This is a genomic window from Paenibacillus sp. FSL W7-1088 (assembly GCF_037969855.1).
GTDB lineage: Bacteria > Bacillota > Bacilli > Paenibacillales > Paenibacillaceae > Paenibacillus.
Window position 1 is genome coordinate 96,442 of record NZ_CP150216.1, and the last position, 23,475, is coordinate 119,916.

Genomic DNA, 23,475 nt, shown 5'->3' on the forward strand with positions numbered 1-23,475 from the left:
TGAGTTAATAAGGAAGGTTTCTACTTTGTGGTGTTATTTAGGAGGGGTATTTAGTGCTTGATGTGAAAATATTGCGGAATGAGTACGCACGTGTTGAAGAAGCGTTGACGAAACGTGGCAAATCGCTGGATCTAATCGCCGGGTTCACGGACATGGATGCCAAGCGTCGTGAGTTGCTGCAAGAGAGTGAAAACCTGAAAAGTCGCCGGAATACGGTATCCGGAGAAGTTGCCAAGCTTAAAAAGAGTGGTGAAAATGCCGACGAGTTGATTCTTGAGATGCGTGAAGTCTCTGATCGGATCAAAGCAATGGATGAAGAAGTGCGTGAGTTGGAAGTGAAGATCAACGATCTGACTATGGCGATTCCGAATATTCCTAACGAGAGTGTACCTGTAGGTGCGTCCGAAGATGATAATGTGGAGATTCGTCGTTGGGAAGAGCCAAAGTCCTTTTCATTTACGCCAAAAGCACACTGGGAAATCGCACAGGATCTCGACATTCTTGATTTTGAAGCGGCTGCCAAAGTAACCGGCTCCCGTTTTACCTTTTATAAAGGGCTGGGTGCACGTTTGGAACGCGCTTTGATCAACTTTATGATGGATCTGCACAGCGATCAGCATGGGTATGAAGAGATTCTGCCGCCATACATCGTTAACCGTGACAGCTTGTTTGGGACAGGTCAACTGCCGAAATTCGAGGAAGACCTGTTCAAGCTGAAAGATACCGAGTATTATTTGATCCCTACCGCTGAAGTTCCGGTAACGAACTATCATCGCGAAGAGATTTTGAATGCAGACCAACTGCCCAAACACTTTGTGGCATACAGCTCATGTTTCCGATCCGAAGCAGGTTCTGCTGGACGGGATACACGCGGCTTGATTCGTCAGCACCAGTTCAATAAAGTTGAGTTGTTGAAACTGTCTTCTCCTGAGACCTCTTATGAGGAATTGGAGAACATGACCCAAAATGCGGAGCGTGTGCTTCAATTACTGGGGCTGCCTTACCGTGTACTGACGTTGTGTACAGCAGATATGGGCTTCACGTCTGCCAAAACGTATGACATCGAGGTCTGGTTGCCAGAAAGCAATACGTATCGTGAAATCTCGTCTTGCTCCAACTGTGAAGACTTCCAAGCACGTCGGGCTAATATCCGTTTCCGTAGAGAGCCAAAAGCGAAACCGGAATTCGTCCATACGTTAAATGGTTCAGGACTGGCAGTAGGGCGTACCGTAGCTGCTATTCTGGAGAACTACCAACAAGAAGATGGAACAGTGGTTATTCCTGAAGCACTGCGTCCTTACATGGGCGGAGTCAGCGTGATTGCCCGTCGTTCCTAAGACGTTCAACTAAATGAATGAAATAAAAAACCGTCTCCTGACAAATGGAAGTTTAGAACGTTCCATTATGACTGGGAGGCGGTTTCTTGTAGTATACAGAAAAGGCTAAACAGATTCTGAACAATAATTTCAATCGTTGAACAGCACTATTTACCGTTGTTTAACAGGGCTAAACTCACTTTTTAATGTATCGAATATAAAAATAATATAAAAGGTTGCTTTCTGCCATACAATTATGGTATGATCTATTTCGTGGCAAGTTTATAAAAATTAATTCCCTGGAGAGGTACCGAAGCGGTCATAACGGGGCGGTCTTGAAAACCGTTAGGGGGCAACTCCACGTGGGTTCGAATCCCACCCTCTCCGCCATACTACAATAATGATAAGGATTCGAGCGATAAGCTCGGGTCCTTTTTTGCATTTATTTATCCATTTGGCGCAGCGGCCTACACGTTGTACTTACAGAGCATGTTTACGACAGAAAATCAGTTTGTTTCATTATCTGTGAGATGCATAAAAACATTCGAATCGCCGCACTTTATATAAGAGTGGAGGTGGTAAGATGAACCGCGAATTAAACATAGATCAGACAGAGCTTGTTGGTGCATGGCAGGAAAGATTGCCTGAAGTTCTTAATGTCGGAGATCGGGCTCAGGTTATGGCTGACGAGGCTGATCAACAGGCTATTCGAATTCACATCGCAACAGCGGGACACCAGATGTACTCATTTGATTTCAAGTGTGCCTATGTGGATTCTCGTGAAGTCAGTGTGCAGCTGATTGATGTGGAGCGCGATGGAAGGACGACAGATGAGCGTACAGAGCCCATTCAGGAATTGGCTCAGGATTACACTCGTCATATTCATGAATGTGCCCAGTCGTTGCAACCCAAAACCAGACATTAGGCAGACGTCAAAGGAGTGGTAATACGTGAGCAAAGCGAAAGCTGGAACAGATAAAAACCTGCAAAATGTAGTCGCAGATCTGGATCAAACACCTGTGAATAGTCACCATGCCCAGCAAATTCAACAGGACTCGAATGACCGTCGGCATCAGGATTCCATGAATCATGACAAAACGGAAGATATGGACCCATCCCATTCCTAATCCATGAAGAGGAGTGAACTACATGAGCAAACCCAAAACAACACCTGTGCCTGAAGCTCAGGCTAATGTGCAGCACCGAAAACCTGAAGAGCATTCTTCCATGCAGGAACCGTTGTCCGGCTCCAAAAAAGTGAAAAACCAGAATCATGTGGATCATAACAATCCACAAGGCTAAGTTAAAGGAACGATCATTCCTCTCTTTAGCACATATTAAATGCATAACCATAACCTATAACTCCGGTTAACAAACCGGGGTTTTTGCGCGTTCATACATGATTTAGAGGAGCATCCCATGGATATCTAAAGCTTACATAGGTCTTTGTAGCCAATTTAGAGAGTAAAGCTCACAAATTTCCCAAATCGTGTTTCCGTTTCAGAATAAATGGTATATCATTGATATTGAATTATTTTTTTGGGGTTATCACGAGAGGAGAGAAACAAAATGACTAAACGTATGGGGGCGCTTCTTCTTACGTTGCTGTTAACCGTATCGATGGCACTGACAGCATGTAGCAGCAAGCAAGAACCAAAAGAGGCATTAAAGACGGCGGCAGCCAATGCTTCCAAACTGACTTCGTATGAGATGAGTTCTAATTTCACTATTAATGAATTGAGCTATAAAGCTGCAGACGAGTCACAACAGGACCCAACGATGTCTCAGTTTATGAGCATGCTGAAGGATGCTCAGTTGAATGTAACTGGCGTATACCAAAGCGAGCCAATGCAGACCGAAATGACGGTAGGTATTGAGCTTAAAGGCGATATGGGTATGACATTTACTATTCCAATGGTAATGACCGCTGAGAAGTTATATGTTAAGGTACCGAGTATTCCATTCTTCCCGATTCCGGAAACGGTTGTTGGTAAATTCCTGGAGCTGGATCTGAAAGAACTGGCTGAGCAAGAAGGAACGGAATGGAATCCGGATGCTATGGATGCAGCGAAAACACAAAAGCTGAGCAATGAAGTTATGGATGCGGTTCTGAGCGAGTACGATCAGGATAAATTCTTTAAAAACCTGGACGTGAAGGATGCACAGCTTCCAGAAGGTTTGGATGCCAAGCAAGTCGTTCAATTTTCGGTCAACAATGACAATGTGAAGGAAGCCGTTACTGTTCTGGTAACCAAAGCATTGCCAAAAGTATTGGACATCATCTCTAAAGAAGAGTATCGTGACATGTTGCAAATGAGTCAGGAAGATATCAACAAAGCCAAAGAGGATCTGAAAATTACTGAAGCAGATCAAGCTGAAATGGCTAAAGATCTGGACCAGTTGAAAGATACACTGACCATTAACCAGTTCCACATTGATTTTGCATTGGACAAAAAAGATTTCCCGGTATATCAAAAATTGGTTGCTGATCTGTTGATTAAACAACCTGATACCAAGGATGAAGTAAAACTTGCATTCACTGGTTCGAACACATACACCAAAATTAACGAGAAGCCAGCATTCAAAATCAATATTCCTACTGGCGAAGACGTTATTACAATGGATCAGTTTGAAGAACTAATGAACGCATCTTACGGATACTAAGTTCTCAGATTCATGTTAAAGCAAAGAGCCGCTTAACCTTAGGGTTGGGCGGCTCTTTGTATGTTCCATAGTCTATTCAGTTACTGTAAAGATTCACCCAAGTCCTCGGCCAGCACAGCGTAGATCTGATGATCCTGATACTCTCCGTTAATCTTGAGATATTTACGCGCAATGCCCTCAGCCTGAAAGCCGTTCTTCTCCAGAACACGTTTGGAACCGGTATTGGACAACAGAATAGCTGCCTGAACACGATTTAACTTCAGGGCACGGAAGGCGTAGGATACAGCGAGCTTCACGGCTGCGGTCATTCGTCCGCCGCCTTGGTAGTCTGGATGGATAAAGTATCCCATGTCCGCATAATTGGCAACGCCCTGAACGACATTGTTCAAGCTAACCTGACCGATGAGAATACCATCGTCGATTGTAAAAATTCCGAATTGATAACCTGTTCCTTCCTCGGCCGCCTGCATTCTATCCTGAATGCGTCTGGTTTGCGCATGCAGCGTATAGAATTCATCATCCCGGATAGGCTCCACAGCTTGGTAGGGAAGACGTGTGATTTGGATAAGAGCAAGATATGCCTCCGTGTCTTGTGAATGAAGTAGACGGAGACTTATTCCTTTTGGTGTGTCGTACAGTGTAAGCGGCATGGAATGCACTTCCTTTCCAGATGGATGTAAGTAAGATTCTATTTTTTGCGTAAACGCCGGAAAAATTGAGTCAGCATAGTGGAGCACTCTGGTTGAAGAATGTCAGCTACTACTTCGGTTCGATGATTAAAACGAGGTTCCTGCAGCAGATTCATCAGCGTTCCTGCACATCCGGCCTTGGGGTCAGCGGTACCATATATGACTCGAGGCACTCTGGATTGCACAATGGCACCTGCACACATGGGACAGGGCTCCAGTGTGACGTACAGACTGCAATCCAGCAGTCGCCATGCACCGATGGCTTCACTTGCCTGCCGGATGGCTACCATCTCCGCATGTGCTGTGGAATCAAGTGTCGTCTCACGCAGGTTATATCCACGACCAATAATGCGATTATGTTGAACAATTACAGCCCCAATCGGTACTTCCCCGAGTGCTTCTGCTTTGTACGCTTCAGCAATGGCTTCACGCATCCAGTGCTCGTGCTGAGCTTCCTCCGAGAGATGTGTAAGATCAGGTTGGAGAACATCGTCCTTCATTAAAATGTAAAACCCCTTCCAAAGAGCGTTTTGTGCGGCGAACAAACATTCGTTTGTTAACATGTTGTGTATAAGTCTGTGGATAACCAGCGAGTTGCTCACATAGTTATGAACATACTATCCACATGCCTGTGGATTTGTGTATAATTCTTAGTGGTTATTCCCATTGTAGGCATGGAAATGACAAAATACAATTGATTTCGCGTTTTTCAGCCAAGCGGTAACTTTTGGACAAGGGTCAATTATCCTTTTCAAATAGACATACAACAGTTATGATGGATATAGGTTTTGCCATATATCGCCAGAGGGTACAAGCCGAGAGGTGAACGAAAAAGTTGTCTATTAAAACGAAATTATCCATGATTATGTCGTGCTCGGTGCTCGTCATTTTGGTTTTGAATATAGCACTGAGTTATTATACTACAGAAGAGAATCTAAGGCAGGACAGCGAAACCAAGATGGTGCTTACAGCCAAACAGATTGCAATTGCTGTCGAACAGAGTCAGTCCAGTTCGGAATATGTAAAACGACAAATTGGGAACAATCTATGGCTGGCCTCTGTAATGGCAGCGGAAGAGCTGGACCCGAATATTAATAATATCACAAATGAAGACCTGGTTCGCATGAGTGAAAAAGTCGGTGTCTCCCACATTTCGTTGATGGAGCAAACGGATGATGATATTGTGGTTACCCGGTCCTCCGATCCAAAGGAGATTGGATTGTCTACCAAATCCATGACGTACTGGTATCAGGCATTTAAACAGCTGTTCGAAAATAATCAGGTTACGATTTCACAGGGACAGAAATTGGACCATTTTTGGTCAGATGGATTCGAATACTCTACGTCCAATCCGTCAGATGTTGATATCTGGGGTTACTATCATGATGGGAAGAGGAATTACATAATCAATCCCTTCTATAATAATGCCGCTGTTGACGACTATGTGAAGATCTCTGGTCCAGACGAGATTTTGAATAAGATTCGTGAAGTGAATCCTTCGATTCTGGAGATTACGGGCATTAATCCATTGACCTTCGGTAGCTCGAGCATGAGTAATGACGGAAGGGATACGAACCATAACAAGTTGAATAACAGGCCAATTCGTTTTGGTACCTATCAATATGGTGCCGCAGAAGAGGATCACAAGGCGGTGGTACGGGCAATTCGTACTGGGCAGAATGTATCCTTTGTCAGTGAAACTCATGAACAGAAAGTGCTCAAAAGTTTCATTCCGATATTCACCCCCAATGAATCATCATATGTGATTAGTATTGTCATGGACTATAAGCAAATATCCTCAATGGTATCGGAACAACTGGTTAGCCATGCCTCGATTTCGCTTGTTTTGCTGGAGATTGTGATCTTTGGCAGCTATTTGCTCGCAGGCTACATTACGCGTCCTATTCAATCTATTTTGGGCAAAGTGAATGATGTGGCTGACGGTCACTTTGATTTCCGTCTCAAAGTGAGAAGGAAAGATGAACTGGGGCAATTAGCGAATCGCATTAATGCCATGATTCGTAATTTAGGACATTATACGAATCGTCTGAAACAGATGTATGAAGAAAATCGTGCGGTAAAAGAGCATTTGGAATCGATCATTAACCAAACGGCAGACGCGATTCATATTACGGATCTGGATGGAAATGTTTTGCGGGTAAATCGTGCCTTTGAGCAGTTGTACGGCTGGCGCAGTCGTGAAGTGGAAGGCCGCAAATTGAAGATTATCCCTCCTGGTACTGAAGAGGAGATGGAAGAGCAGCATGCCCAGTTGATTGAGGGTATGTCTATTACTTCCAATGAAACGACGTGGATGAAGAAGGATGGCAGCCGTGTCGAAGTCAGTGTGAGTACAGCACCAGTTCGGGATGAAGCAGGCGAGATTACCGCATTGATCAGCGTATCAAGGGATATTACCAGCCGTAACCGTATGGAGGAGTTGCTCAGACGTTCCGAGAAACTGACGACGGTAGGCCAGCTGGCAGCCGGTGTTGCGCATGAGATACGTAATCCGCTTACGACCCTGCGTGGGTTCCTTCAGCTCCAACAAGAGACGAACAAGCTTAATCATCGACACTTGGACTTGATGCTGTCCGAGCTGGATCGAATTAATCTTATTGTGGGTGAGTTTCTGATACTTGCCAAACCACAGGCGGTTCATTTTCAAGAGCGGGATATTCGCTTCATTCTGGGAGATGTTATATCATTGCTGGACAGTCAGGCACATCTGCATGGTGTGGAATTTATACTGAATGCTTCATCCGATTCAGCTATGGTACACTGTGAAGAGAACCAGTTGAAGCAGGTCTTCATTAACTTGCTGAAGAACGGCATGGAGGCTATGCCAGACGGGGGTAATATTCGAATTAAACTCAATCCTGACCAAGAGAACAGTCGGGTTCGGATTGAAATTAAGGATGAAGGCACTGGAATTCCAGAAGAATTAATGCCCAAGCTGGGGGAACCATTCTTTACAAGCAAGGAATCGGGAACAGGGCTTGGCCTGATGGTCAGCCAGCGCATTATTCAATCACATAAGGGCATGATGGATATCAAAAGCGTCATGAACAAGGGGACGACCGTCATTATCGACCTGCCTGCCTCCCAACAGCAAACGGAGCGTACAGAGGAAGAGCATAAGACGGACAATGAACCTACAGACGAAGAGAACTAGATGAGGTGAGATTACCTTTTGCGTATTAATAAATTTATTAGTGAAACAGGTTTTTGTTCCCGTCGGGAAGCAGACAGATTGGTGGAGAGCGGGAAAGTAACGATTAATGGAGTGACGGCAGAGCTGGGCAGTCAAGCTGAAGATGGCGATGATGTACGAATTAATGGTCAACCTATTAAGGAAAAACGGAAACACGTATATATTGCGCTCAATAAACCTGTCGGAATAACGAGTACAACGGAGCGGCATATTCAAGGGAATATCGTTGATTTTGTAGGGCACAAAGAGCGCATTTTCCCCATTGGTCGCTTGGATAAGGATTCGGAAGGTTTGATTCTGATGACCAATGATGGTGATATCGTCAATCGAATTCTAAGGGCAGAAGGACGCCATGAGAAAGAATATATTGTGACCGTGGACCGTGCGGTAACGCCAAGTTTCTTGAGAGGCATGAGCACAGGGGTCAAGATCCTTGGTGAAATGACGCTTCCTTGTACTGTGACTCGTATATCTGAGCGGGTGTTCCGCATTATTTTGACGGAGGGAAAAAACCGTCAAATTCGCCGGATGTGCAGTGCATTTGGCTATGAGGTTCGGAAATTGAAGCGGATTCGTATTATGAACATTCATCTCGGGGGACAGGCCACAGGAACCTGGAGAGAACTGACAGCCGCAGAAAAATCGGAATTAAGCACTCTGCTAGATTACAATATGGAATAAATGATGATAACTAAGGCGCTGCTTCTCTCAAGGGAAGCAGCGCCTTTTCATATCAGTGGATAGAAAAAAAGGCACTCTTCTGGTATGAAGGAGAGTGCCTTGAGCATTCGTTTGCTACAACGAACGATTCTTTAGTTACCTTGTCCGACTGCTTTCACGGCCGTGTTGTTACTCTGATATTTCCGGATAATCGAAACTTCTACCCTACGGTTTTGAGCTCGTCCAGCATCCGTTTGGTTGCTAGCGACTGGGTGATACTCCCCATAACCGCTAGGTGTGAACTTCGAAGGGTCCAGCGCCTCATTCAATAACAGAATTTTGAGGAAATTCAGTGCTCGATCGGCACTCAAATCCCAGTTATCCTTATATTGGCTGTTCGAAATGGGAACATTATCAGTATGACCAGACACAACGACCTCATATTCCGGGAACTCTTGCAGCATGCTCGAGATGGCTTTGGCCAGCGAGCGTGACTCGGGTTTAACATCAGCCCGGCCAGAGGAGAACAGGGCGTTATCACTGATTGTGATCTTGAGCTCAGACTGATTCAGCTTCGTATTCAGCTGATCGGAAAGCCCGTTTTTCTGAATATATTGATCAAGCCGTTTCTTGAGTTTCTCCAGATCTTCCTGTTCTTTCTGAGCCATCTGCGCATCTGTAATCTGAGCTTGTGTCTTTTTGGTGATATCTTCAGGCTGCTGTTTGTTCTTGCCCAAATCTGTAGTAGATTCTGTAGGGTTCATGGAGGTATGATCCAGTACACCCGAACCACCGTTCAATGCGCTGCTCAGTGCGGAAGCCATCTGTTCAAACTTCGTTGCATCTATAGAGCTCATAGAGAATAATGTGATAAACAGAGCGAGCAACAAGGTCATCAAGTCGGAGTAGGGAAGCAACCAACTCTCGTCTATATGTTCTTCATGCGGTTCGTGTTTTTTAGCCTTTTTCACCTGATGAGCCCTCCTTCTCTTCCAACTGTCTACGTTCGGAAGGTGTCAGGAATACAGATAATTTTTGATTAATGGCAATGGTGGATACACCAGATTGTATGGATAACAAGCCTTCAACCATCATCAGCTTGATTTCCATCTCTTTTTTGGACATCCGCTTCAGTTTATTGGACATCGGATGCCACAACACGTAACCACTGAAGATACCGAGAAGTGTCGCGATAAACGCCGCTGCAATCGCATGCGAGAGCTTTTCCATATCACTGAGATCGGCAAGCGCTGCAATGAGACCTACAACGGCCCCGAGTACCCCGAGCGTTGGTGCATACATCCCCGCTTGAGCGAAGATCAAGGCACCGCCACGATGGCGCTCTTCTGTAGCATGAATATCTTCCATGAGTACATCACTTACAAATTCCTGATCATTGCCGTCAATAATCATACGCATACCGCCGCGCAGGAACTGATCATCAATATCTTCGACTTTCGATTCAAGTGCGAGCAAACCTTCACGACGGGTAGTGGAAGCCCAGTCCATAAATGTGCCGATTAGAGAAACACGGTCAATCAGTTGTTGCTTTTTGAACAGTACCCCGAAAAGCTTGGGGATTTTTTTAACTTCAGACATGGGAAATGCCATGAAAATAGTTGCTGCCGTACCAACAAAAATAATAACGTAGGCTGCCGGGTTGTTAACCAGGTTGATTAGGGGCGCACCCTTCAGGAACATACCCAATACAAGTGAAACCAGCCCTAAAACTAGTCCGATAATCGTTGAAATTTCCATCATACACCTCATCCATGAGATAAAATTGAATCCTTTCAAGCGGCTTTATTCGGGCTTCCGGACGAACGTTACACCGCAATCCGTTTAATGTTAGGCATCCTTTAGGGATGCAGAAACAGTTAAAACGGTCATGTATAGTATTTATCGACCAGATGGCCTTTTTTTTTAAGGGTTATTTTCAGGTATAATAAGATCAAATCTGCTCCTTAGGGGCCAAATAGGAGTGAAAAGCCAATGGGCGTAAAGCATGGACGGGATTATGAAGGAATATTGACAGATTTGACAGAGGCTATAGGCCGAATACCGGACCGCTATGTTTTCTTTGAGATGGATGAGGAAGAATGGTCACGCCTTGGTGTAACAGAGCAGCTCGAAGTGGATGAGGCGCTGGCGGAAGATCTGTTCTATGCGCTGGGTGAGGAAGCGGTCATTCCGGTAGGAAGTGGAGTGGTCATTCATGACAAGGATCAGCACCGAATTCATATCTTAATAGGTGAAGAAGAGCTGACTTTTGTACCACTCATTTAGTATGCACACATAAGATATTTGGCATGGAAAACCGGGTTGGAGAATCTCCCTAAAGCCTTATGGTTAGTGGATCTAGCGCCATTTGTACTATTGGAATTTGAGGCTTGTCCGTGGTAAGATGATAGTCATGAAACGGGCGAACCGCAGGGCGGTGGACCTATGCGTTTGGGTTGCTATGGTAGCACCAAAGGTTTCGGTGGCAGCATGGACAGGTGTCTGTGATGAGCCATCATATGGGGAGGAAGATAACGTATGGTTTTTACGCAAGAGGAAGTCGAAGCTCATCTGGGAAGGCTGGAAGGCTGGGAACTGGAAGAGGGACGATGGATTGTCCGCAAGTTCGTATTTTCCAACTACATGAAAGGGATTGCATTTGTGGACGAGGTCGCAGCGATTTCGGAAGCGTTCAATCATCACCCTTTCATTACGATTGACTATACAACAGTCACACTGCGTCTCACATCATGGGATGAAGGTGGCATCACATCTGTAGATATTAAAGAAGCAGAGCAATATAACGAGGCTTTTGAGAAAATGAGGTCGGAATAACCTGGATCGGTTATTATCGCACTACCAGAAATGAGTGAAGCATACATGTCAGACGATATTCAGAACAAACCTCTTATTGCTGTTGTAGGCAGCCTCAATATGGATCTGGTGGTGAAGACGGACATCATCCCTGAGGAAGGCGAGACGGTGAGCGGGGAGGAACTGCACTATTTGGCCGGGGGCAAAGGCGCCAATCAGGCGGTTGCTGCTGCACGACTGGGCGGACAGACAACGATGATTGGTGCGGTAGGTTCGGATGGGTTTGGTGAACGTCTACTGCACAGCCTGACGGAAAGCGGGGCGGATGCCTCGCAGATTCGCATTCTGGATGATACCGTTACGGGTACGGCCTCCATCTGGCTCTCCAAAGGAGATAACCGGATTATTGTCATTCCCGGAGCGAATGGTCAGGTTGTGCCTGCGATGCTGGAAGAGGCGGATACGGTAAAAAGCCTGACTGCAGCCGCAGCGGTGCTGCTGCAGCTGGAGATCCCGCTGCCTGCGGTCACCCGCGCCGCCCAACTGGCGGCTGAAGGCAGCGCATTGGTGGTGCTCAACCCGGCGCCTGCCGTGCCGGGTCTGCCCCAGGAGCTCCTGCGGTGCGTCGACGTCGTCACGCCGAACCGCAGCGAGCTCGCCGTGCTCACCGGCCGGGATGATCTCCGGCCGGAAGACGTGGATGCGGCGGTCGTAGAACTCGCCGCATCCCTCGGGGCCGCTGTCGTCACGACGCTCGGCCCCGAGGGGGCTGTATACGCGGCGGCGCCTGGCGGCCGCGTACAGGCAGGGCGTGCCGGCGCGTGCCGTGCGCGCGGCTACGCCGTAAGCGCCGTCGATACGACCGGCGCTGGCGATTGCTTCAACGGCGCGCTGGCGGTAGCCCTTGCGCGCGGAGAGACGCTGGACGCAGCAGTTGGCTTCGCCATGGGCGCGGCTGCGCTGTCCGTGACGAAGCTCGGCGCCCAGTCCGGGATGCCGTTCGCACGTGAAGTGGAGGCTTTCCTGGCTGAGCAGCAGGCAAAGACGCCGTAAAGTATGATGCTTTGCTTAGAACGAGTCATAGACAGCTGTATCGGGATCGCTTATGCAGCCGGATAGCCATGGCTCGTATGTTTCTTACTGGAGCATCCTACGCATTGAACACATGAATATGACCAAGAGGCTCTTACTCTCCCGACAGGGGGAATAAGAGCCTCTTCTTCTTATGAACAGTTGATCAATTCAGCGACCACTGGAATACGATCGACTACGTGGTGCATCCAGAGCGATGATGGCTTGGAGCATGCGTGAGAGCGAAAGGACGGTTGGGGTCCCTCGCTTTAACACGCGTGTAATCTGAATCCTATGATTCGCTGCCTTAGTCTTCTAGCCTTACTTCTTCTCCGCCAGCCACATCGCAATATTCGCGATTTCTTCATCCTTCAGCTTGTCTTTGAACGAAGGCATACCGCCGCTTTTACCTTTGACAATCGTGGTATAAATCTTCTCCACATCGTCCTGGCTACCAATCTTCTGCAGACTAGGGCCCATACCCCCTTGAAGCTGATCACCGTGGCAGGTAATACAGTTTGCTTTGACCAGTGCCTCAGCCTGTCCTGCATCCATTGTAACTTGTGGCATCGTCGGTTTCGCTTCTTCTGCAACTTCCTCTTTCCCTGGAAGCGTAAACATTAGTACAATAGCTAAAGCGCACGCTGCAAAAAATACCCCGCTCATGATCCATTTGTGCATCCCTTATGTCCCCTCCAGAATGAAAGATCATCTAACTTGAAACTATCCATATCATTATAACGGAACCTGTAGTGACATCATAGCATTTTGTGGTAATTTTTTGAACTAATCACATAACCGGGGACTTTTTAGGGTGATTTTATGCACTATTTATTCGCGTGGACCTTCATAGACCATACAGTAAAAAGGTTTCAAACCGCTCGGTGTCTGTCGTTCGTATGTATCCTTCGTAACAAATCCGGCTTTGAGATAGACGCGAATGGCCCGGTCATTCCAGGTCAGAACTTCCAGATCAATTTCGTTTGCAGGGTTCCGGCGAATGGCTTCCTGCACAATGGCCAAGACAAAAGCCTTCCCTTGCCCATGGCCACATCGATCGGGGTGCATGCCAAGCCCAATGCGGGTGACACCTTCAAGCGGGAAGTATTGAGCGAAACCGCAAATCTGCTCATCCTCTCCCAGCACCACCGCATATTGTTCCTTCCGTAGCTGGGGATCGCCGAATTCTACTTCAAGTGCTTTCATTTGCTCCCAGGGCAGCCAGCTATAAATATTATAAGGCGGGTCATACTGCCAATCGCAGATGAGCTCCGCATGTTCTTCTTGCATGGGCACAACGTGAAACGTCACAGGGGCTTCATCCATACAAAACTGCACGCTCCTCTCATTGTGAACAAGCGATAATGATTTTGATTTGTCCATATCTATATCCATATGTCATTCCATATCTAAGCTTGTTTTCACTCTACAAAAGAGGCGTTCATTTGGCAAGTCCTCGTTTTAGAAAAAAAAGTGAAACAAAAGTTCCGGTAATTTCGTTTATATTATAGTAGGATGGGTAAAAACATGATAAGAGCACGGACGAAGCAATGAAAATAGCTCTAAAAAACTTAAACTTAGGTTTGATCGCTATCCCGAATGCTTTGAAGGAAACGAAGCACAAAAAAACCGCCGGATCCATTCCTGCGGAGAATGTACCAGACGGTTCTATTATGCTTCGTTACAGTAGTTTTATTGTTCCAGCATGACGTTGCTCAGCTTGTCCCTAGTCGATGGCCAATGTCTCATATGCGTCCGTGCTCATAATGCGTTTAGCGCCAACATAGCGGTTAGCCCAGTAGCTTTCACTTAATTCGCTGATGGTAACTCCTTTGGAAGAAGAGGAGTGTGCAAACTTTCCATCCCCTACAAAGATCCCTACGTGCGAGACCCCTTTACCCGTTGTATTGAAGAATACCAGATCACCTGGTCTCATTTCCATACGGGATACCGAATCACCCATGTCGAATTGTGAACTCGATTGGCGAGCCAGATCAATACCCAGCTTGTCGAATACATAACTTGTGAACCCAGAGCAGTCAAAGCCGTTAAGCGTTGTTCCTCCGCTTTTGTATGTAGTTCCCATTGCTGAATCAATGACTTGGTCCATTTTTGAATCTGCGAATGCGCTGCCTGCTCCAAGCGATAATGCAAATGTGAGGCTAAGTACAGCTGCGGTTAATTTCTTTTTAAACAAGAGATATACCCCTTCCAATGCCTGCGAGGTTAGCTTAAGGATTCGGTTGAAGGTCCCCTATGATCCCTCTGTTGCAAGATCAATTCACCCATAACTGGTTCCCCCGCTTCCCAGGTGCTAGGAATTTGGCTATGCTAGTTATGCACCTGCGAAATCAAGAAATGACGATTAAATTTTAAGTAGTTACAAATATGAAGGTAAAGATTACAAAGTTGTTACTAAAAACTCACTGCGATTATTGTAACAGAGGTATATCACTTTGGCAACGTTTAACAACAAAATTAGCAAAAAAAACCTCGACCTTTGACGGGGAAAGGTCGAGGTTTGCTTGTTTAAAGGCTTTTGATGAAAACAACTTTACATAGAGATGGTAACCATTTTTAACCGTGCACGTTAATCCTTGATCGAATTGGACTGCCATAACCGGAAATGGGCGCATATTTTCCATAGGCTTAGCAAGCACCGGGCAAGTGGATACGTCTGTTGTAGTATAAGACCAGTTAAACCCGTTAGTAACCATGAAGCTGAAGTAAAGGCACCAAAGACCAGCAGATGAAGGCCGCCCAGCATGACAGCGATGCCGATCAGAGTGATGACCTGGCGTAGTGCAATCCATAGAGCTTGAAACGTACCACGCGCTCCGCCTTCCCCATCAGGAGCTGAGATACCAAACTGCATGTAGAGCAGGATATGATGGATAACCCACCCGTATACAATCCAACCAGCAACATAGGGAATACCAGGCAAGAGCAGATGGAGGGAATGAAAACCTTCCATAAAGATAGAATAGAGCTTTGGTGCGAGCCAATAAGCAGGCAGCAGCAGCAAAAGGGTACGAATGGTGTAAAGCAACAGCATCGGTTTCCACAAATTTTTGATGCCACGAATGAATGGAATGCGCTCTTCCGAATGATTATAATGCTGGAGCGAGTAGAGCAGCCCTGCCTGAATGAGAGGGCTAATCAGCATCCGTAGCAGCAGCATAGCCCCTAAAATCCATAAATAGCGATGGACCTCCGGATTCGTTGTCAGGCCGAGTTGGCTCTCCATTTTGAATAAAATTGTACTGAGTTCCCCTACATCAGGGTCAGGATAACGCAGGAGCAGCGGGACCACAGCTGACTGAACCATTCGATAAAGAAAGTATCCCCATACTAATTGATAGAGAAATAAAAGTGCTGCAATGAACATATGCTGACGGACGAGAAACCAGCCTTCACGTATTTTCGCTTTCACTGTATCCACCTCACCATGACAGACTTCCGAATATGGCTTCTATAAGTTTGGTTGCACTCATGCTCCAGCGGGATTTGGTTGGCTCATCCAGTCCGGCTTTCAGAAAATTGTTCATATGATGGTTCTCCAGCACAATGGTGTACAGCGGATCAGTCATAGCCCAGGAAACAGGGGAAGTATAGGTCAGTTTGTAGGTAATGCGCTCCTCGCTGCCATCCCATTCTTTCGTCATGGTTTTCCCGTCTTCGAACATAATTCGAACAGGCACCTTCTTATATTCACTGCCTTTTTTCTGGACTGTTACAGACGACTCGTACAACGTTTGACCGTCTTTCAGGATAGGATTGATGGTGATCTTCTCCACTGCAAAGTCAGCCATGCCATCTCCATATACATATTGATTAAAATAATCGGTCCAGGATGTACGGGTCACTTGCTCCACGACCTTTTGAAAATCAGACGAAGTAGGGTGTTTGAAACGGTATTTCTTTACATAGGTCGAGAGAATACGCTCCATCGTTTTGGCACCAACCTGTTGTTCTATTCCGAGTAAAACAAGCTTGCCTCGTGTGTATACGTTCGCTGCATATTGATTCTGGGAATCAAACTTCCAGGAGTTCTGTGTCAGTGGAGCCGGAGAAGTAATGAGACCTGATTGTACAGGCAGATTCGGGATAAGTCCGTATTCCTGTTCCATCACTTTGTCTTCTGCATAGGAGGTGAATCCTTCGTCCAGCCAAGCCTCTTCGAATTCATTACTCGCAACCATGCCGTAAAAATACTGATGCCCAATCTCATGCACAACCGTGCGTTCCAGATCGTAACCAGGTGTAGAATCGTCCGCACCGAAGGCGGTGACCAAGGTAGGGTATTCCATTCCTCCTGCGCCGTTCCCCGATTTGGGCGGGACAACAATGGACAATGTGGAATACGGATAAGGGCCAAACCACTTGCTATAGTTGGATAGCGCCGCTTTGGCGGCGTAGAAATAACGTTCCTTCAGATCCTCATGAGCAGGGTCGAGATACAGCTTGATTCGAACACCTGGCACATTGGGAGCAGAGAAGGGTTCTTCCGCATAAACAAAATCAGGAGAGGCTGACCAGGCAAAATCATGCACATCATCGGCATAGAACTGATATATTTTTTCGCCGTTCTTCACAACCGCTTGCTGGGTTGGGAATCCAGTAGCAGCTACTTTGTATGTTTCCGGTACCCGAATACGCACACTATAGATACCGAAATCGGCGTAAAACTCTGAATTACCGTGATACTGATGCAGATTCCAGCCTTCGTTCGTTCGACCTCGTGTGCCTACTGGCTCATATACGCTAAGTTTAGGGAACCACTGACCAGCCATAACGAAATGATCTGCCGTTCCCATGCGGGCAAAAATTTGCGGTAGCTTGACCTCAAATTGGGTGTGAAGCGTGATGCTTTCACCGCCTTTAACGGGTTTGGGCAGCCGTACCTTAATGAGAGTAGTATCTTTCATGTTTCCATCATCCGGTTGCACATACTGCATCCGATGCATGAGAGAAAGCCCGTCCTCTGTTTTCATTTCTTTGATCTGCATGGAACCATAACCGTTCGTGGGCATGACATCACCGCGAAGCTTTCCCCCGGATTCTTGCATAAAAGTGGTGTCAGCAGAAGAGAAGGCATTGGGATACATGTGAAAATAAAGCTCACTGACGGTTTTCTTACCTGGATGTGTCCAGGTTATCGTCTGAGTTCCTCGCAGTACATTCCCGTCTACCAGCTTCACATCCATGTGATATTCCACTACGCGGTTGCTGAACACTTCAGCGGTAGGTGTCTGTATACTTTCCGGAGATGTTTGGGTTTTGACGGGTGCCGTAGGCTTGCCCGATTCCGGGGCGAGCACAGGCAAGTCAGAATGAATGGAGCGTGTGGAACCCAGACCAAGCCATATCCCCCCGGCAACTACACACAGGGCTATAATTGCGGTGAGCCAGCTCTTGGCGCGTCGTGGAATCATCGTTAAATACCTCCCGTTGACAAGCATCTACAGCATGTATATGTTTGCATTGGGGCGATTATTAGTTAAAATATTTGTATCAACCCTTGGAGGCTATAAACATGGACCAAAACGAGCAAAACGGCAAAAAACAGATTGCCTTGAATATCGTTAGTGCAAAGAGCAAACACAAAGGCTTCGGTGCAGGTTCCATTGATCTGAACAACCTGTCTCCAGTTATTATTGATAACGGAGAAGCCAAGATCGATATTGGCGCGATGCATGCCAAGAGCAAGGTAGAGCGTAACATCAAGTTCTCGACCAACCGTGAGGACGTACCCAATGGGCGCCAGGTATGGCTGGTATGGGTAGCTGTGGACCGTAATGAACAGGGACAGTTCTATGGCGGAGCAACTGCGTGTGAGATGTGGATTGATACAGAAGCGCGTCGTGGATGGAAACTGCTGGCCGATCATGTGAATCGCATGGATTATGCCATGAAGCGCCGGTTCATGCTCGATGATCTTGGACCTGAGGATCGCGCGGCACTCAAGACGCTGCTGACTACGCATAACGAAGAATGGTGGAACGCTTCTCCAGATGAATTGAAAGAAGCGCTCGCCTAATTCATGAATGTTCAAGTTGTTCAAAAAAGAAGAACCAAAAGCCCCGTGACCGAGATGATCGGTTCGGGGCTTTTGCTTCTATGCTAAAATTAAATTTTACGGACACTGACGCAATTACGTCATTACGTATTTACGTCACTTCGGTCATTCCACCCACCAGCGTTTGAAATCCTTCCACCATGAATGCTTCTCTTCCTGTATTCCCTGCTGGTTTTGCACCTCGCGAATGTCTTTATCCTTCTCTGAACCCGAATCGTCCGAAGCGCTGCGACAGACCTCGGTCGGTTCCGTGCCATCAATAAAAACTTCCAGCCGTTTCTCGGCGCAGCCATTGCCAGCGAGTTTACCGGATTCGGGATCGATATATACACTGACGACATTATCCGGTACGATAAAAATCTTCGGTGGAACACTGGCGAGGGCCTGTTCCGTGAATTGGGCAAACATAGGTGCCGCACGACGCCCGTCGGATGTGGAAATGGCTTTGCCTTGATCATAACCGACCCAGACAGCCGTTGAGAGCTCTGGGGTGAAGCCGACTAGCCAAGCATCCGTATTGGTCGTCCCTGTTTTGCCGGCGACAGGCCGTTTAATCGTTGCAGATACCCGATTACCCGTACCTCCATTTTCGAACACACTTTCCATCAACCGTGTTAATACATAAGCAGCAGCGGGTTCAACCACCCTCTCGGCCTTGGTCTGAGGTGCTTCATAGATGACTCGCCCTGCGGCATCCGTCACTTGCAGAATGGCTACAGGAGGTGTTCTTTGCCCACCTGCTGCGATAGCGGAAAATGCTGAAGCCATCTCCAATGGACTAACAGGCGAGGTGCCGAGTGCAAGGGAAGGTACCGGGCTCATGTTGCTCGTAATCCCTAAATTTTTGGCCATTTTCACCACTTGTTCAGGTCCGATCTGCATAATCGTATTTACCGCGTAGATATTGTCCGAAGCGGCGATCGCCTGTCTCAGATCAATCTCACCTAAATACTTATCACCGAAGTTACCGGGCTTATAGGTCTTGCGATCATTGTCATAATGAAACAGGGTCGGCTCGCTTTTAAACATGGACGCACTGGTGAGCTGTTTCGATTCCAGGGCAGCCAGATACATAATGGGTTTAAAAGCAGATCCCGGCTGACGTGTAGTCGCCAGTACATGGTTAATCTGATTGGTGCGGTAATTTTTGCCTCCCACCATCGCTTTGATATATCCGGTACGCGGATCGATCGATACCAGAGCGGTTTCGAGCTCGCTTTTGGCGTCCATGCCTTTGGCTACGGCGTCTTCCGCCGCTTTTTGTACACGCAGATCCAGCGTGGTGTATATATTCAATCCTCCATGATCCAGCATCGCTTCGCTGATCCCCAGCTCCTTGATAGCCAGATTCCGGATATAATCGCGGAAATAGGGTGCACTTTCTACGGTTTTGCGTTCACTTTCCGGCTTGAACGATAGCATTTCCTCATAGGCTTTATCTGCTTCCGCTTGCGTAATTTTGCCGATGTCAGCCATGGCATTCAATACAACCTTCTGACGATCCTTCGCGTTCTTCATATGATTATATGGAGAATAGTAGGTCGGCCCCTTTGGGATTCCTGCAAGCATGGCACTTTCGGCAAGCGTCAACTGTTTGGCGGATTTGCCAAAATACATCCGTGAGGCTGCTTCGATCCCGTAGGCGCCATGACCATAATAGATTTCATTGAGGTACATCTGCAGAATTTCATCCTTGCTGTATTTCATCTCCAATTGTGCCGTGTACATCGCTTCCTTGGCTTTGCGGGTCCATGTCTTTTCATGGGACAAATACAAGTTGCGCGCGAGCTGTTGCGTCAGTGTACTTGCGCCCTGGGACATCTGCATATGTTCCAGGTTGACGAGTACAGCCCGTCCCATTCCTCGGATGTCGAAGCCGACATGATCATAGAACTTGCGGTCCTCTACAGCAAGTGTAGCGTTGACCAAATCAGGTGAGATATCTCCCAACTGCACGGGTACCGAGTCTTTGCCGCCTGCCGAGAAAGTGGCAATGACTTCGCCCTGGCTGTCTAACAGCCTGGAATTGCGATCGGAGTCGGCCAGTGGCAGGCTGGTGGCGTATAGATAGACCAATGCTGCTGCCATGGCGATTAGGCCGAGAATAACGAGCAGAGTCAGGCTTTTGATGACTTTCCATATACGGAACCCGCGTTTGCGGGTCTTTTGGCTTGATTGGGTCATGGGACGGGCTCCTTTCTTTTCTTTCCAGTATGGGAATTCAGTGACACGGATATTCAATCCGCCTGTTTAACCGTTTAAAATATAGCTTTTTTGCAGAAAAAAACCGTTTTGCAGTATAAACGTCAATCGCGTATAATGCAAAAGGGTAATGAAAAGGTACAGTTCGGCACAACATACCATAAGCAAGGAAGGTCGAACAGTTCCCATTGTCAGTGCTTGGATTCTTTGATTAGTCAGACGCTATGTACGCTCTGGTCAATTTAATCTATATAAACTTTACGGAAAGAAGGTAGAGATTATGGAATTGTGGTTTACGGAGAAACAGACCCCCGCATTCGGAATCACCGCGAAGATTAAGCAGACCTATGTAAGCGAAAAGACGGATTTTCAAGATCTGGCTATGGTAGAGACCGAAGAATTCGGCAATATGTTGCTGCTTGACGGCATGGTCATGACGACGGTAAAAGACGAGTTCGTTTATCACGAAATGGCGGCTCACCCTGCGCTGAACACACACCCGAATCCGAAAAAGGTGCTGGTTGTTGGTGGCGGTGACGGCGGAGTTATCCGTGAAGTCATTAAGCATGCTGCTGTAGAAAAAGCAGTTCTCGTCGAAATCGACGGAAAAGTGATTGAATATTCCAAAAAGTATCTGCCCGAAATCGCCGGTAAGTTGGACGAGCCTAACGTCGAAGTGCTGGTGAACGATGGCTACATGCATATTATAGAGCATAAAAATGAATACGATGTAATCATCGTTGACTCTACAGAGCCTGTAGGTCCGGCTGCTCCGCTGTTTGAGCGCGGTTTCTATCAAGGCATCTATGAAGCGCTGAAAGAGGACGGGATCTTCGTTGCTCAAACGGACAACCCGTGGTTCAAAGCGGATCTGATCCAAAAGGTAAACAAAGACGTTAAAGAAATCTTCCCGATCGTACATGTGTACGGCTGTAATATTCCCACGTACCCAAGTGGTCTGTGGACTTTTACAATGGGTAGCAAAAAACATAATCCGCTTGAGGTGGACGAGACGCAGATTCCAGAGATGGATACGAAATACTACTCTCCACGTCTGCACAAAGCGGCGTTCGTTCTTCCTAAATTCGTGGAAGACCTTACGAAATAAGGAGGAATAATGAGATGAAATTGGATCAAGCTTATTCAGGTAACGTGTTTATTTGTAGTTCAGAGGATTATGAGAACTCCAAAGCGGTCATTTATGGTATGCCGATGGATTACACCGTCAGCTTCCGTCCAGGGTCCCGTTTCGGTCCTTCCCATATCCGTCAGGCTTCGGTTGGACTTGAAGAGTACAGCCCTTACCTGGATAAAAGCATTGTGGACATGACTTACTTTGACGCTGGGGATCTGCTTTTGCCTTTCGGTAACGCAGGACGCAGTCTCGAAGTCATCGGAGAATATATCGGTGGCCTGCTGGCTGACGGCAAATTCCCGATTGGTCTCGGCGGGGAACACCTCGTCACTTGGCCTGTTATTCAGCAAATGTACAAAAAATATCCGGACCTTATCCTGATTCATATTGATGCACATGCCGACCTTCGTGAAAACTATGAGGGCGAGCCATTGTCTCACTCCACACCAGTGCGTAAAGCAGCTGAACTGATGGGCGGCAAAAATATTTATCAGTTCGGAATTCGTTCCGGCTCCCGTGAAGAGTTCCAATTCGGACGGGAGAACATAAACTTCTATCCGTTTGAAGTGGCAGCTCCGATGAAGGAAGCTCTTCCGAAAATGGGTAACCGTCCTGTGTATGTTACAATCGATATCGATGTGCTTGATCCGTCTGCAGCTCCGGGTACAGGAACAGCAGAAGCGGGCGGCATTACATCCAAGGAACTGCTTGAAGCCATCCACATGATCGCAGGATCAGATGTAAATGTGGTCGGTTGTGACCTGGTGGAAGTGGCGCCGATTTACGATCCTACAGAACAGACACAAATTGTGGCTGCGAAGATGATCCGTGAAATGCTGCTTGGATTCGTGAAGTAATCGCAAAAAAACAGCGTCCTCTGTCTGCGTCAGGTTGAAGTCTGCGTAGGAGAGGGCTTTTTTTATGATCGTCTCCTGATCTTAACTTGTTGAACCTCATTTCTGGACTGTGTTATACTGACAACAACAGTAATCAGTAGTATATTAATTGATATATTACATTCGTGAAGTATATGGTGATCGGGTTCGACCATATACTAAAAAGAGTCTTCACCGCTACCAACGGTAAAGACTCTTAGGACCCCGAAAGGCTGTGAACTGCCACGGCGTGCATGAATTAAATATTGCGATTCAAGCGAAACCCACCGTCAGGCTGTCAACCTTATGAGGTGGGTTTTCGCTTGCTACGAAACTTTTTGCGCAACCAACGGTAAAGCTTACGGATACTCAGCACTAGACTGAGGATCGCAGCAATCCATCGGATTACATCAAGCAACGCCACAAGATTGACCATCGACGTCACCCCCTTTCGGGAAGCTGCGCCGTGATCAAGAAAACATCCACCGTTATTCAAAGTCCATAACACCGATTATAGCACGTACGTTCCTGTCTCTCTACCATTTGTTGTATATATAATTCCGCCCATGAGTTAAGCGAAAACACGCATTTGGGATGACTCTATCTTAATATTTATGTATAATATGGAAATAGAGGAAAGGAGTTATGTTATGCATGCAATCCGGGCTCAGTTGAGTATGTATCCCAAATGGTTCGTAGCGGTACTTATTATATTTACCATCAATCTTATATTAACAATGACTATGTTCATCAATT

The 23,475-nt window shown here is 46.8% G+C and carries 23 protein-coding genes, 1 tRNA gene and 1 riboswitch; of the genes, 14 read left to right on the forward strand and 10 right to left on the reverse strand.

Annotated elements, in window-relative coordinates:
• Positions 1 to 53: 53 nt before the first annotated feature.
• From serS to MKY42_RS00475, 6 genes are all read left to right on the forward strand, one after another.
• Complete coding sequence (serS, locus tag MKY42_RS00450) at positions 54 to 1,337, forward strand: serine--tRNA ligase (protein WP_063567620.1); 1,284 nt, start codon at positions 54 to 56, stop codon at positions 1,335 to 1,337.
• A 280-nt stretch (positions 1,338 to 1,617) separates the two neighbouring features.
• A tRNA-Ser gene (locus MKY42_RS00455) sits at positions 1,618 to 1,706 on the forward strand.
• A gap of 193 nt (positions 1,707 to 1,899) precedes the next feature.
• Positions 1,900 to 2,241: a hypothetical protein gene (locus tag MKY42_RS00460; protein ID WP_064641367.1), complete on the forward strand. Its 342-nt coding sequence runs from the start codon at positions 1,900 to 1,902 to the stop codon at positions 2,239 to 2,241.
• Between the two features lie 25 nt (positions 2,242 to 2,266).
• Positions 2,267 to 2,443: a hypothetical protein gene (locus MKY42_RS00465; protein WP_175382032.1), complete on the forward strand. Its 177-nt coding sequence runs from the start codon at positions 2,267 to 2,269 to the stop codon at positions 2,441 to 2,443.
• 22 nt (positions 2,444 to 2,465) lie between these two features.
• The gene (locus MKY42_RS00470; RefSeq protein ID WP_090905367.1) at positions 2,466 to 2,618 is read left to right on the forward strand and encodes a small acid-soluble spore protein P; all 153 of its coding nucleotides are present in this window, start codon (positions 2,466 to 2,468) and stop codon (positions 2,616 to 2,618) included.
• 267 nt (positions 2,619 to 2,885) lie between these two features.
• A complete protein-coding gene (locus MKY42_RS00475; protein WP_090905365.1) occupies positions 2,886 to 3,980 on the forward strand; it encodes a hypothetical protein in 1,095 nt (364 codons plus the stop codon).
• 80 nt (positions 3,981 to 4,060) lie between these two features.
• Here MKY42_RS00475 and MKY42_RS00480 read toward each other — a convergent pair whose 3' ends face one another.
• On the reverse strand, positions 4,061 to 4,630 hold the full coding sequence (locus MKY42_RS00480) for a GNAT family protein (RefSeq protein ID WP_090905364.1): 570 nt from the start codon (positions 4,628 to 4,630) through the stop codon (positions 4,061 to 4,063).
• Between the two features lie 38 nt (positions 4,631 to 4,668).
• The gene (gene tadA / locus MKY42_RS00485; protein WP_064641365.1) at positions 4,669 to 5,169 is read right to left on the reverse strand and encodes a tRNA adenosine(34) deaminase TadA; all 501 of its coding nucleotides are present in this window, start codon (positions 5,167 to 5,169) and stop codon (positions 4,669 to 4,671) included.
• Positions 5,170 to 5,504: 335 nt separating this feature from the next.
• Between tadA and MKY42_RS00490 the strand changes: the two genes are divergently transcribed.
• Both MKY42_RS00490 and rluF read left to right on the forward strand, forming a co-directional pair.
• A complete protein-coding gene (locus tag MKY42_RS00490) occupies positions 5,505 to 7,844 on the forward strand; it encodes a PAS domain S-box protein (protein WP_090905363.1) in 2,340 nt (779 codons plus the stop codon).
• An 18-nt stretch (positions 7,845 to 7,862) separates the two neighbouring features.
• Entirely contained in the window at positions 7,863 to 8,564 is a 702-nt protein-coding gene (gene rluF / locus MKY42_RS00495) for a 23S rRNA pseudouridine(2604) synthase RluF (RefSeq protein WP_339847952.1), read from the forward strand.
• A 131-nt stretch (positions 8,565 to 8,695) separates the two neighbouring features.
• Here rluF and motB read toward each other — a convergent pair whose 3' ends face one another.
• Together motB and motA are read right to left on the reverse strand one after the other, a co-directional pair.
• Complete coding sequence (motB, locus tag MKY42_RS00500) at positions 8,696 to 9,514, reverse strand: flagellar motor protein MotB (RefSeq protein ID WP_110002507.1); 819 nt, start codon at positions 9,512 to 9,514, stop codon at positions 8,696 to 8,698.
• Positions 9,501 to 10,301, reverse strand: coding sequence for a flagellar motor stator protein MotA (gene motA, locus MKY42_RS00505; protein WP_090905357.1), 801 nt, complete (start codon positions 10,299 to 10,301; stop codon positions 9,501 to 9,503). The genes motB and motA overlap by 14 nt, the downstream gene beginning before the upstream one ends.
• A gap of 234 nt (positions 10,302 to 10,535) precedes the next feature.
• On the opposite strand from motA, the gene MKY42_RS00510 reads away from it, so the two are divergent.
• From MKY42_RS00510 to rbsK, 3 genes are all read left to right on the forward strand, one after another.
• On the forward strand, positions 10,536 to 10,829 hold the full coding sequence (locus MKY42_RS00510) for a hypothetical protein (RefSeq protein WP_090905355.1): 294 nt from the start codon (positions 10,536 to 10,538) through the stop codon (positions 10,827 to 10,829).
• Between the two features lie 252 nt (positions 10,830 to 11,081).
• The gene (locus tag MKY42_RS00515) at positions 11,082 to 11,378 is read left to right on the forward strand and encodes a 4a-hydroxytetrahydrobiopterin dehydratase (protein WP_090905354.1); all 297 of its coding nucleotides are present in this window, start codon (positions 11,082 to 11,084) and stop codon (positions 11,376 to 11,378) included.
• Positions 11,379 to 11,408: 30 nt separating this feature from the next.
• Positions 11,409 to 12,410, forward strand: coding sequence for a ribokinase (gene rbsK, locus MKY42_RS00520; protein ID WP_339847960.1), 1,002 nt, complete (start codon positions 11,409 to 11,411; stop codon positions 12,408 to 12,410).
• Between the two features lie 339 nt (positions 12,411 to 12,749).
• On the opposite strand, the gene MKY42_RS00525 is transcribed toward rbsK, so the two are convergent.
• The 5 genes from MKY42_RS00525 to MKY42_RS00545 all read right to left on the reverse strand — a co-directional run bounded on the left by MKY42_RS00525 (position 12,750) and on the right by MKY42_RS00545 (position 17,863).
• Positions 12,750 to 13,109, reverse strand: coding sequence for a cytochrome c (locus MKY42_RS00525; RefSeq protein WP_063567633.1), 360 nt, complete (start codon positions 13,107 to 13,109; stop codon positions 12,750 to 12,752).
• A 150-nt stretch (positions 13,110 to 13,259) separates the two neighbouring features.
• Complete coding sequence (locus MKY42_RS00530) at positions 13,260 to 13,754, reverse strand: GNAT family N-acetyltransferase (RefSeq protein WP_090905350.1); 495 nt, start codon at positions 13,752 to 13,754, stop codon at positions 13,260 to 13,262.
• Positions 13,755 to 14,154: 400 nt separating this feature from the next.
• Positions 14,155 to 14,625, reverse strand: coding sequence for a C40 family peptidase (locus tag MKY42_RS00535; protein ID WP_062329631.1), 471 nt, complete (start codon positions 14,623 to 14,625; stop codon positions 14,155 to 14,157).
• Between the two features lie 3 nt (positions 14,626 to 14,628).
• Positions 14,629 to 14,766, reverse strand: a riboswitch (cyclic di-AMP (ydaO/yuaA leader).
• A gap of 252 nt (positions 14,767 to 15,018) precedes the next feature.
• Positions 15,019 to 15,861 (reverse strand): hypothetical protein, encoded by an 843-nt coding sequence (locus MKY42_RS00540; protein WP_339847967.1) that lies wholly within the window; start codon positions 15,859 to 15,861, stop codon positions 15,019 to 15,021.
• A gap of 10 nt (positions 15,862 to 15,871) precedes the next feature.
• Positions 15,872 to 17,863, reverse strand: a complete 1,992-nt coding sequence (locus MKY42_RS00545; protein ID WP_090905346.1) for a M1 family metallopeptidase — start codon at positions 17,861 to 17,863, stop codon at positions 15,872 to 15,874.
• A 101-nt stretch (positions 17,864 to 17,964) separates the two neighbouring features.
• Between MKY42_RS00545 and MKY42_RS00550 the strand changes: the two genes are divergently transcribed.
• Complete coding sequence (locus tag MKY42_RS00550; RefSeq protein ID WP_090905344.1) at positions 17,965 to 18,468, forward strand: YwhD family protein; 504 nt, start codon at positions 17,965 to 17,967, stop codon at positions 18,466 to 18,468.
• A 144-nt stretch (positions 18,469 to 18,612) separates the two neighbouring features.
• Here MKY42_RS00550 and MKY42_RS00555 read toward each other — a convergent pair whose 3' ends face one another.
• Positions 18,613 to 20,691 carry a PBP1A family penicillin-binding protein gene (locus MKY42_RS00555; protein WP_339847970.1) on the reverse strand — a complete coding sequence of 693 codons (2,079 nt, stop codon included), beginning with the start codon at positions 20,689 to 20,691 and terminating at the stop codon, positions 18,613 to 18,615.
• 298 nt (positions 20,692 to 20,989) lie between these two features.
• Here MKY42_RS00555 and speE point away from each other — a divergent pair, with 298 nt between their 5' ends.
• Both speE and speB read left to right on the forward strand, forming a co-directional pair.
• Positions 20,990 to 21,817, forward strand: coding sequence for a polyamine aminopropyltransferase (gene speE, locus MKY42_RS00560; RefSeq protein ID WP_090905341.1), 828 nt, complete (start codon positions 20,990 to 20,992; stop codon positions 21,815 to 21,817).
• Between the two features lie 14 nt (positions 21,818 to 21,831).
• Entirely contained in the window at positions 21,832 to 22,701 is an 870-nt protein-coding gene (gene speB, locus MKY42_RS00565; protein WP_062329643.1) for an agmatinase, read from the forward strand.
• Positions 22,702 to 23,475: the final 774 nt, after the last annotated feature.

What these genes read in the sequence shown, in the direction of transcription:
- MKY42_RS00460 (WP_064641367.1), top strand. Translation starts at nt 1,900, where the DNA reads ATGAACCGCGAATTAAACATAGATCAGACAGAGCTTGTTGGTGCATGG.
- MKY42_RS00470 (WP_090905367.1), top strand. Translation starts at nt 2,466, where the DNA reads ATGAGCAAACCCAAAACAACACCTGTGCCTGAAGCTCAGGCTAATGTG.
- MKY42_RS00475 (WP_090905365.1), top strand. Translation starts at nt 2,886, where the DNA reads ATGACTAAACGTATGGGGGCGCTTCTTCTTACGTTGCTGTTAACCGTA.
- MKY42_RS00480 (WP_090905364.1), bottom strand. Translation starts at nt 4,630, where the DNA reads ATGCCGCTTACACTGTACGACACACCAAAAGGAATAAGTCTCCGTCTA.
- tadA (WP_064641365.1), bottom strand. Translation starts at nt 5,169, where the DNA reads ATGAAGGACGATGTTCTCCAACCTGATCTTACACATCTCTCGGAGGAA.
- motA (WP_090905357.1), bottom strand. Translation starts at nt 10,301, where the DNA reads ATGGAAATTTCAACGATTATCGGACTAGTTTTAGGGCTGGTTTCACTT.
- MKY42_RS00510 (WP_090905355.1), top strand. Translation starts at nt 10,536, where the DNA reads ATGGGCGTAAAGCATGGACGGGATTATGAAGGAATATTGACAGATTTG.
- MKY42_RS00515 (WP_090905354.1), top strand. Translation starts at nt 11,082, where the DNA reads ATGGTTTTTACGCAAGAGGAAGTCGAAGCTCATCTGGGAAGGCTGGAA.
- rbsK (WP_339847960.1), top strand. Translation starts at nt 11,409, where the DNA reads ATGAGTGAAGCATACATGTCAGACGATATTCAGAACAAACCTCTTATT.
- MKY42_RS00525 (WP_063567633.1), bottom strand. Translation starts at nt 13,109, where the DNA reads ATGCACAAATGGATCATGAGCGGGGTATTTTTTGCAGCGTGCGCTTTA.
- MKY42_RS00530 (WP_090905350.1), bottom strand. Translation starts at nt 13,754, where the DNA reads ATGGATGAAGCCCCTGTGACGTTTCACGTTGTGCCCATGCAAGAAGAA.
- MKY42_RS00545 (WP_090905346.1), bottom strand. Translation starts at nt 17,863, where the DNA reads ATGATTCCACGACGCGCCAAGAGCTGGCTCACCGCAATTATAGCCCTG.
- MKY42_RS00550 (WP_090905344.1), top strand. Translation starts at nt 17,965, where the DNA reads ATGGACCAAAACGAGCAAAACGGCAAAAAACAGATTGCCTTGAATATC.
- MKY42_RS00555 (WP_339847970.1), bottom strand. Translation starts at nt 20,691, where the DNA reads ATGACCCAATCAAGCCAAAAGACCCGCAAACGCGGGTTCCGTATATGG.
- speE (WP_090905341.1), top strand. Translation starts at nt 20,990, where the DNA reads ATGGAATTGTGGTTTACGGAGAAACAGACCCCCGCATTCGGAATCACC.
- speB (WP_062329643.1), top strand. Translation starts at nt 21,832, where the DNA reads ATGAAATTGGATCAAGCTTATTCAGGTAACGTGTTTATTTGTAGTTCA.